A 236-nucleotide genomic window follows, 5' to 3' on the forward strand; every position below is an offset into this window, starting at 1 on the left:
GTCGTGGAAGCGATCGACGATGCGTGCGAACTCCGAGCCCGACATCGCCTCGCGGAGGTCGGCGGGGTCGTCCAGACGCACCTCGAGAATCGACCAGCCGTGGTCGTTCTGCGCCTCCGCCTTCCGGAGCCGCCGACGGGCGCGCTGCGCGACCCCATCCGTCTCGGCGGGTCGGGACTCCCCCGCCCGCACGAGCAGCACGAGCGTGAAGGCCGCGCAGGTCGACACCACGATGG

Annotated in this window: 1 protein-coding gene; it reads right to left on the bottom strand. The window is 72.0% G+C overall.

All coding sequences use genetic code 11. The annotated features are described in order from the left end of the window. The coding region (locus tag R0J87_RS24690; RefSeq protein WP_498889674.1) for a hypothetical protein at window positions 1-236 on the bottom strand (236 nt) is incomplete at both ends.

The organism is Halomonas sp. SIMBA_159, assembly GCF_046536035.1.
Lineage (GTDB): Bacteria > Pseudomonadota > Gammaproteobacteria > Pseudomonadales > Halomonadaceae > Vreelandella > Vreelandella venusta_A.